5 protein-coding genes are annotated in these 8,129 nt (G+C 74.5%); 4 read left to right on the top strand and 1 reads right to left on the bottom strand.

The features are described 5' to 3' along the window. Window positions 1-301 (bottom strand): beta-galactosidase (locus C1I95_RS29610; RefSeq protein ID WP_199523968.1); only part of this gene is annotated, 301 nt, incomplete at its 3' end. Between the two features lie 161 nt (window positions 302-462). Between C1I95_RS29610 and C1I95_RS29605 the strand changes: the two genes are divergently transcribed. From C1I95_RS29605 to C1I95_RS29590, 4 genes are all read left to right on the top strand, one after another. Next, on the top strand, window positions 463-2,811 hold the full coding sequence (locus C1I95_RS29605; protein WP_111218801.1) for a TIM-barrel domain-containing protein: 2,349 nt from the start codon (window positions 463-465) through the stop codon (window positions 2,809-2,811). Window positions 2,812-3,044: 233 nt separating this feature from the next. After that, complete coding sequence (locus C1I95_RS29600; protein ID WP_111218803.1) at window positions 3,045-4,262, top strand: ROK family transcriptional regulator; 1,218 nt, start codon at window positions 3,045-3,047, stop codon at window positions 4,260-4,262. Window positions 4,263-4,568: 306 nt separating this feature from the next. Further along, window positions 4,569-7,016 carry a beta-glucosidase family protein gene (locus C1I95_RS29595; protein ID WP_111218799.1) on the top strand — a complete coding sequence of 816 codons (2,448 nt, stop codon included), beginning with the start codon at window positions 4,569-4,571 and terminating at the stop codon, window positions 7,014-7,016. After that, complete coding sequence (locus C1I95_RS29590; protein ID WP_111218797.1) at window positions 7,013-8,101, top strand: LacI family DNA-binding transcriptional regulator; 1,089 nt, start codon at window positions 7,013-7,015, stop codon at window positions 8,099-8,101. The genes C1I95_RS29595 and C1I95_RS29590 overlap by 4 nt, the downstream gene beginning before the upstream one ends. The last annotated feature ends 28 nt before the right edge of the window (window positions 8,102-8,129 follow it).

Here is an 8,129-nt window from a genome sequence, read left to right as displayed (position 1 = left end):
CGTCGGCGGTGACCGGCAGCGCGCCCGGGTGGGCGAGGGAGAACCACGGCGGCGGGGACGCCGTGGGGGTGGCCAGGGCGACCCGGATGCCGCCGGTGTGCAGCAGGTCCAGCACCTGGTCGAGCCAGTCGAAGGTGTACCGGCCGGGGGCCGGTTCCAGCCGGGACCAGGCGAACACGCCGACGGTGACCAGGTTGACCCGGGCCCGGCGCATCAGCGTGACGTCCTCGGCCCACACCCGCGCCGGCCACTGCTCCGGGTTGTAGTCGCCGCCGTAGCAGAGCCGGGCGTCGCTCCACATGCCACCACCGCCAATTTAGTTGAGGAGGCGTCCAAACTATGGAGCGGCTTTGCCCATGTCAACGCCGCCGATACTTCCGGAATCGATGAACCTCGTTGACAGTTCGTTGGGTATTTAAAGAAACTGACGGCACCGCCCGTGCCGTCGTCGAGGAGACGCTGATGCCGTACCGACCGCCGTTGGTGCCCTACGAGACCTTCGTTGCCGACCCGCCCGAGCTGCCCGTGCGGGCCCCCGGCGAGGGCGGCACGGCCGTGGTGAGCCGGGCCGAGGTGGCCGGCACCGACCCGCACGGCGTCACCTTCAAGGCCGCGCTGGCTGACGGCGTGACGACGGTGGTCCGGGTCGACGCGGCCGGCGACGGGGTGATCCGGGTACGCCTCGCCGAGGACCCGCAGGCCCGCAGCCGCTCCGCGCGCGCCGTGCCGCTGGTCCACCCGCGGACCCACCCGGCCACGGTCACCGTCAACGACCGGTACGTACGGGTGGCCGCCGGCGCGGTGGTCGCCGAGATCCAGCTCGACCCGTGGCGGATCCGGTTCCTGCGCCCCGACGGCTCCCTGCTCGTCGAGCAGGACCCGGGCACCGTCGACATCAGCGGCCGGCGGCGCACCCTGCCGTTCGGGCGCTCCACCGCCGACGGGGTGCGCCTGGCCTGGCACGAGAGCTTCGTCGCGCCGGGCGACGAGCGGTTCGTCGGCTTCGGCGAGAAGTTCACCCCGCTGGACAAGCGCGGCCAGCGGGCCCTGATGTGGAACTTCGACGCCTTCGGCAGCGAGTCCGACCGCTCGCACAAGAACGTGCCGTTCTACCTGTCCAACCGGGGCTACGGGGTGCTGGTCGACAGCGGGTTGCCGGTGCAGTTCGACGTCTGCCAGTCCACCCACAGCGCGGTGCAGATCCTGGTCCCCGACGACCTGCTCGACTACTACCTGCTGGCCGGGCCGAGCCCCGCCGAGGTGCTGGACCGCCTCGATGCCCTCACCGGCCGCCCGTACCTGCCGCCCAGGTGGGCCTTCGGGGCCTGGATCTCCTCCGGCTTCTACCCCGACAGCCAGCAGAAGGTGCTGGAACGGGCGCGCCGCATCCGGGAGCGGGACATCCCGTGCGACGTGCTGCACCTGGACTGCTACTGGCAGGTGGCCGGACGCTGGTCGGACCTGCGCTGGGACGCCGAGGCGTTCCCCGACCCGGCCGGGATGCTGGAAGCCCTGGCCGAGCAGGGCTTCCGGGTCTGCCTCTGGATGAACCCGTACCTGATGACGGACAGTCCGCGGTACGCCGACGCCGAGCGGGCCGGGTTCTTCCTGCGCCGACCCGACGGCAGCACGTACGTCGCCGACGTGTGGCATGGCAGCTACCCGGCCAGCGCCATCGTGGACCTGACCAACCCGGCCGCGGTCGACTGGTTCAGCGGGCTGCTGCGCCCGCTGCTGGAGCAGGGCGTGGCCGTGTTCAAGACCGACTTCGCCGAGGGGGTGCCGGCCGACGCGGTGGCCCACAACGGGATGACCGGCGTCGAGCTGCACAACGTGTACACCCTGCTGTTCAACGACGTGGTCGCGCGCGTCACCGAGGAGGTGGCCGGGCATCGGACGGTGTGGGCCCGCTCGTCGTACCTGGGCGGGCAGCGGCACAGCGCGCAGTGGAGCGGCGACGTCAACGCGACCTGGCCGGCCCTGGCCAGCACGCTGCGCGGCGGGCTGTCCCACGGCCTGTCCGGGGTGCCGTTCTGGAGTCACGACACCGGCGGGTTCCACGGCACCCCGGAACCCGACCTCTACGTCCGCTGGTCGCAGTTCGGCGCGCTGTCCCCGCTGGTGCGGCTGCACGGCACCACCAGCCGGCTGCCCTGGGACTTCCCGGCCGAGGCGGAACGCCACGCGGTGGCCGCGCTGCGGTTGCGTTACCGGCTGATGCCGTACCTCTGGTCGGCGGCGGTGCGGGCCGCGCGTACGGGCGCGCCGATGATGCGCGCCCTGCTGGTCGACACCCCGGACGACCCGACGGCCTGGACCACCGACCTGCAGTACCGCCTCGGCACGGATCTGCTGGTCGCGCCGGTGACCGATCCGTCCGGCCGCCGTGACGTCTACCTGCCGGTCGGGGACGACTGGATCGACGCCGCGACCGGGGAACGGCACGCCGGCGGGCGGTACTTGTCGGTGGCGGTGCCGCTGTCCCGGATGCCGCTGTTCGTCCGCCGTGGCGCGCTGCTGCCGCTGGTCGCCCCGGATGCCACCGTCGGTGACGGTCCGTTCCGGGACGTCACCCTGGTCAGCTGGGGTGCGGTCGACGGCGCGACGGTGGTGCACGACGTGGACGGCGACACGTTCATCGAGGCGGTCCGTGACGGTGCGGAGTTGCGGATTCGGACGCGGGGGCCGCTGCAGGTGGGGCAGCTGGTCCTTGCCGGGGTCGGCGATGCCGGCCTGCCGGCCCGGTCACTGCTGAACGGCGCGGTGGTGACCGTCGTGCCCTTCGCGGGGCTGTTCTCCGCGCAGGGCTGACCGTCCCGTGCGGCGCCCGCCGGGCGCCGCACGGGACGGGGTCGGCCGTTGTCCGCGGGTTTGCGGAGCAGCAGCCTCGGGCTAGGATTAGTTGGGGGCTTGAACAAATTAATCGACGGTGATCCGTCCCACGGGACAGTGTGCCGGTGGCCCGGACGGCATGATCGCCGCCGGGACCTCGGCACGCGATGATGGACGCGCGCCACGACACCGGCGCAGGGAGCGGGCAGATCGTGATCAGCATCCACAACGAACCGCAGCCGACCGACCTCGGCGACGTACGGGTCGCCAACCGCGCGGTGGTCCTGCGGCACGTACGCCTGCACGCCCCCTGCTCCCGCGCCGACATCGCCGCGCGGACCGGGCTCAACAAGGCGACCGTCTCCAGCCTGGTGGCCGAGCTGATCGAGCAGCGGCTGGTACGCGAGACCGGGCTGACCGAGAACCGGGTCGGCCGCCCGGCGACGATGCTCGTGCTCGACGGCGAGCCGTACGCCGCCCTGGGTCTGCAGATCGGTGCCGACGAACTGGTCGCGGTGGCGATCGACCTGGGCGGCAACCGGCTGCTCACCTGGCGGCGGGCCTTCGCCGCCGGTGCCGTCCCCCCGGCCGAGACGTTGCGGGCGCTGGCGGCGCTGGCCCGCCGGGCCGTCGGGCGGGTCACCGCCCAGGGCCGCACGGTCCTGGGTCTCACCCTCGGCGTCCCGGGGCTGGTCGACTCGGCCGGGGCGGTGCCGCTGGCCACCGCCCTGGGCTGGCGGGACGTGCCCGTCGCGGCCGAGCTGCGCGCCGCCCTGCGGGAGCCCGCCTTCGCCGTCGGCGTCGACACCGTCGCCAACCTCGCGGCCCTGGCCGAGCTGCGGCACGGCGCGTACGCGGGCACCGCCGACCTGGTGCACCTGACCGGCGGGATCACGGTCGGCGCGGGCATCATCGCCGCCGGCCGGCTGCTGCGCGGCGGCCGCGGCTTCGCCGGCGAGATCGGCCACGTGTCCCTCGACCCGGCCGGGCCGGTCTGCTCCTGCGGCGGCCGGGGCTGCCTGACCGCGCTGGTCGGGCTGCCCGCGGTGGTCCGTCGGCTGCTGCCGGACGCCGAGGCGGACGGCCCGATCACCGACTACCTGCCGGAACTCGATCGGATCGTGGCGCTGGCCCGGCAGGACGACCCCACCGTGCTGAGTGGGCTGGCCGACACCGGCCGGCACCTCGGGCGCGGTGTGGCGGTCCTGGCCGACCTGCTCAATCCGGAGGCGGTGGTGCTGGGCGACCACTTCGCGACCCTGGCACCCTGGCTGCTGCCGGCGGCCCGGTCGGAGCTGGCCGCGCGGGCCCTCGCGCCCGGTGCCGGAGGTTGCCGGCTCGACGCGTCGACACTGGACACCGCGGCGGCGCTGGGCGGCGCGACCGCCGCGCTGGCCACCGTGGAGGCCGGCCGGCTGCCGACCCGCTGACCTGCCCGGGCCGTCGGGACACCGGCCGGCATCGGATGTCGGCCGCCGGGCGGCGTCGGCACCGCGGAACACCCGACATCGGGCCGCGCCCGCCCGAGTCTTGACCGGATCCGTCGCGGGTGCCAACCTCGAAGCAAGCCGCTCCGTTCGGGCACCCGGGGCGGCTTGCTTCTCACGGTTTGTCGAAGCGCTTCGCCAGCGTCCGGGCCGACGACCGTCACCCCACCGTCACCTGCGACGCCGCTCGGCCCTCCGCCGTCGAAGCGCTTCGACCGCCGGCGCGCCGGGCACTGGAAGGCGATCCCCATGACCGACCCCACCACGCCCCGCCCGCGTGATCGTGTCGAAGACCTGCTGGCCCGGCTCACCCTCCCGGAGAAGATCGGCCTGCTGCACCAGTGGCAGGCACCGGTGCCCCGGCTCGACCTGCCCCCGTTCCGCACCGGCACCGAGGCGCTGCACGGTGTCGCCTGGCTCGGCCCGGCCACCGTGTTCCCCCAGGCGATCGGGCTGGCCAGCAGCTGGAATCCCGACCTGATCCGGGCCGTCGGTGCCGCCGTCGGCGACGAGGTACGCGCCAAGCACCACGCCGACCCCGACCGGGTCGGCCTCAACGTGTGGGCGCCGGTGGTCAACCCGCTGCGCGACCCGCGCTGGGGTCGCAACGAGGAAGGCTGGTCCGAGGACCCGTGGCTGACCGGCCGGCTGGCCACCGCGTACGCCGAGGGTCTGCGCGGCGACCACCCCGAACGGCTGCGTACCGCCCCCACGGTCAAACACTTCCTCGGCTACAACAACGAGACCGACCGGGCCACCACCTCCAGTGACCTGCCGCCCCGGGTGCTGCACGAGTACGAGCTGCCCGCGTTCCGGGCCCCGCTCGCCGCCGGTGCGGCGGTCGCCGCGATGGCCTCGTACAACCTGGTCGACGGGGTGCCGGCGCACCTGAGCCCGCTGATCGACGGCGAGCTGCGCCGCTGGGCGCCCGGCGAGGTGCTGGTGGTCGGTGACGCGGGCGCGGTGACCAACATCGCCGGCGTGCAGCACCACCTGCCCGACCACGTCAGCGGGTTCGCCGCCGCGCTGCGCGCCGGAATCGACAGCTTCACCGAGGACGACGCCGACAGCACGCCGACCCGGGAACGCCTGACCGAGGCACTCGAACGGGGACTGATCACCGCGTCCGACGTGGACCGGGCGGTACGCCGCATCCTCACCGTCCGGCTGCGGCTGGGCGACCTGGACCCGCCGCACACCGACCCGTACGCGGCGACCTCGCCGGACGTGGTCGACTGCCCGGCGCACCGCGAGCTGGCCCGGGAGGCCGCCCGCCAGTCCGTCGTGCTGCTGCGCAACTCCGGACTGCTCCCGCTCGCGCCCGGGCTGCGGGTCGCCGTGCTCGGCCCGCTCGCCGACGCGGTGTACGAGGACTGGTACAGCGGCACCCTGCCGTACGCGGTGAGCGCGTACCAGGGCCTGGCCGGCCGGCTGCCGGAGGTCACCACCCATCCCGGCAGTGACCGCGTCGCGCTGCGGGTGGGCGACCGGTACGTGGGCTGCCCGGACACCGCCGAGGGTGGCCCGTTGACCGTCGGCGCGGACGCCACCTGGTTCGACGTCGTCGACTGGGGACGCGACACGGTGGCGCTGCGCGCCGTCGGCAACGGCCGGCACGTCGGCGCCGACGACGACGGCGCCCTGGTCAACGACCGTCCCGGGCCGGGCGGCTGGGTGGTCCGGGAGACCTTCCAGTTCGACCCGCTGCCTGGCGGCACGGTGCTGCTGCGTCACCTGGCCACCGACCGGTACGTCACCGTCGACACCGACGGGCGGCTGCGGGTCGGCGCCGACGGGCCGCAGGCCGCCACCGCCTTCGCCATCGACCTCGTCGCCGACGGCGCGGCCGAGGCCGCCGCGCTGGCCGCCGCCGCCGACGTGGCGGTGGTGGTGCTGGGCAACCATCCGATGGTCAACGGGCGGGAGACCGAGGACCGGGTCGACCTGGCCCTGCCGGCCCGGCAGGAGGCGCTGCTGCGGGCCGTGCACGCCGCCAACCCCGGCACCGTGCTGGTGCTGACCAGCAGCTACCCGTACGCGGTCGGCTGGGCGCAGGCGCACCTGCCGGCGGTGCTCTGGTCGTCCCACGGTGGGCAGGAGCACGGCACCGCCCTGGCCGACGTGCTGCTCGGCGACGCCGATCCAGGCGGCCGGCTCACCCAGACCTGGTACGCCGACGCCGCCGAACTGCCCGACCTGCTCGACTACGACGTGATCGGTGCCGACTCCACCTACCTGTACTACCGGGGCGACCCGCTGTACCCGTTCGGGCACGGTCTGTCCTACACCCGCTTCGACCACGCTCGGCTGCGGCTGAGCGCGGCGGCGGTGACCGCCGGCGAGGTGGTCGAGGTGAGCGTGGACGTCACCAACACCGGCCCCCGCCCCGGCGAGGAGGTGGTGCAGCTGTACACCCGGCAGCGACGCTCCCGGGTCAAGCAGCCGCTGCGGCAGCTACGCGACTTCGCCCGGGTCACCCTCGCTCCCGGCGAGTGCCGGACCGTCACGCTGCGGCTGCGTACCGCCGAGCTGGCCTGGTGGGACGCCGACCGGGGCGCCCGGGTCGTGGAGGACGCCACCCACACCGTGCTGGTCGGGCGGTCCGCGACCGACGTGCGGCTGGTCGGTGCCGTGGCCGTACGCGGTGAGCCGGTCGGGCGGCGTGCCCGGCTGCACAGCGCGAGCGGGGCCCGGTGACCGGGCGCGGCCGGGTCGCGTCGGGTCAGCCCACCATCGCCGACGTGGCCCGGCACGCCGGTGTCGCGGTGAGCACCGTGTCGTACGCGCTCAGCGGTAAACGGGCCATCTCCGAGGTGACCCGCATCCGGGTGCTGGCCAGCATCCGGATGCTCGGCTACCACCCGAACGCCGGGGCGCGTGCCCTGGCCAGCCGGCGAGCCAACGTGATCGCGCTGGTGCTGCCGCTGCGTTCGGGCATCCAGGTGCCGGTGGTGATGCAGTTCGCCACCGCCGTGGTGACCGCCGCCCGCCGCCACGACCACGACGTGCTGCTGCTCACCTCTGACGAGGGCCCGGAAGGGCTGCGCCGCATCGCCGCCGGCGCGCTGGTCGACGGGGTCCTGGTGATGGATGTGGAGCTGCACGACGTACGGGTTCCGCTGCTGCGGGAGCTGGGCCGGCCCAGCGTGCTGATCGGTCTGCCCGCCGACAGCTGCGGGTTGACCTGTGTGGACCTGGACTTCCACCGGGCGGGTCAGGTCTGCGTGGAGCACCTGGCGGGGCTCGGGCACCGGCGGGTCGCCCTGCTCGGTGCCCCGGCCGCCGTCTACGACCGGGGCACCGGGTTCGCGCACCGCACCCGGGCCGGCGTGGCCGAGGCAGCGGCCCGGCACGGCGTCGACGCGGTGACCCTGCCCTGCGAGGAGAACGCCGCCGACGTCCGCCGCCGGGTGGACGAACTGTTCGCGCGGCACCCCGACGTCTCCGGGCTGGTCGTGCAGAACGAGGCGGCGGTCGGGCCGGTGCAGGCAGCGCTGGCCGCGCTGGGCCGGCGGGTGCCGCAGGACGTGTCGATGGTGGCCGTCTGCCCGGACCAGTTCGCCGAGCACGCCAGCCCCCGGCTCACCTCGGTGCCGGTACCGGCCGAGGAGATCGGCCGGCAGGCGGTGACGTTGCTGATGCGTAAGCTGGCCGACGAGCCGGCGCCGGAGGTCACGCTGCTGGAACCCCGGCTGACCGTCCGCGACAGCACGGCCACCGCGCCCGACGGCCCGGCCGAGGTGACGTTCACCGAGGACGGCGGGCCGGGAGCCGCCCACTAGACTGCCCGTTCGATGGACGCCCAGCCCG

Origin of the sequence: Micromonospora craterilacus (assembly GCF_003236315.1) — a bacterium.
Classification (GTDB): domain Bacteria; phylum Actinomycetota; class Actinomycetes; order Mycobacteriales; family Micromonosporaceae; genus Micromonospora; species Micromonospora craterilacus.
Note: the sequence above shows the minus strand (reverse complement) of the source record. Positions and strands in the feature narration are given on the sequence as shown.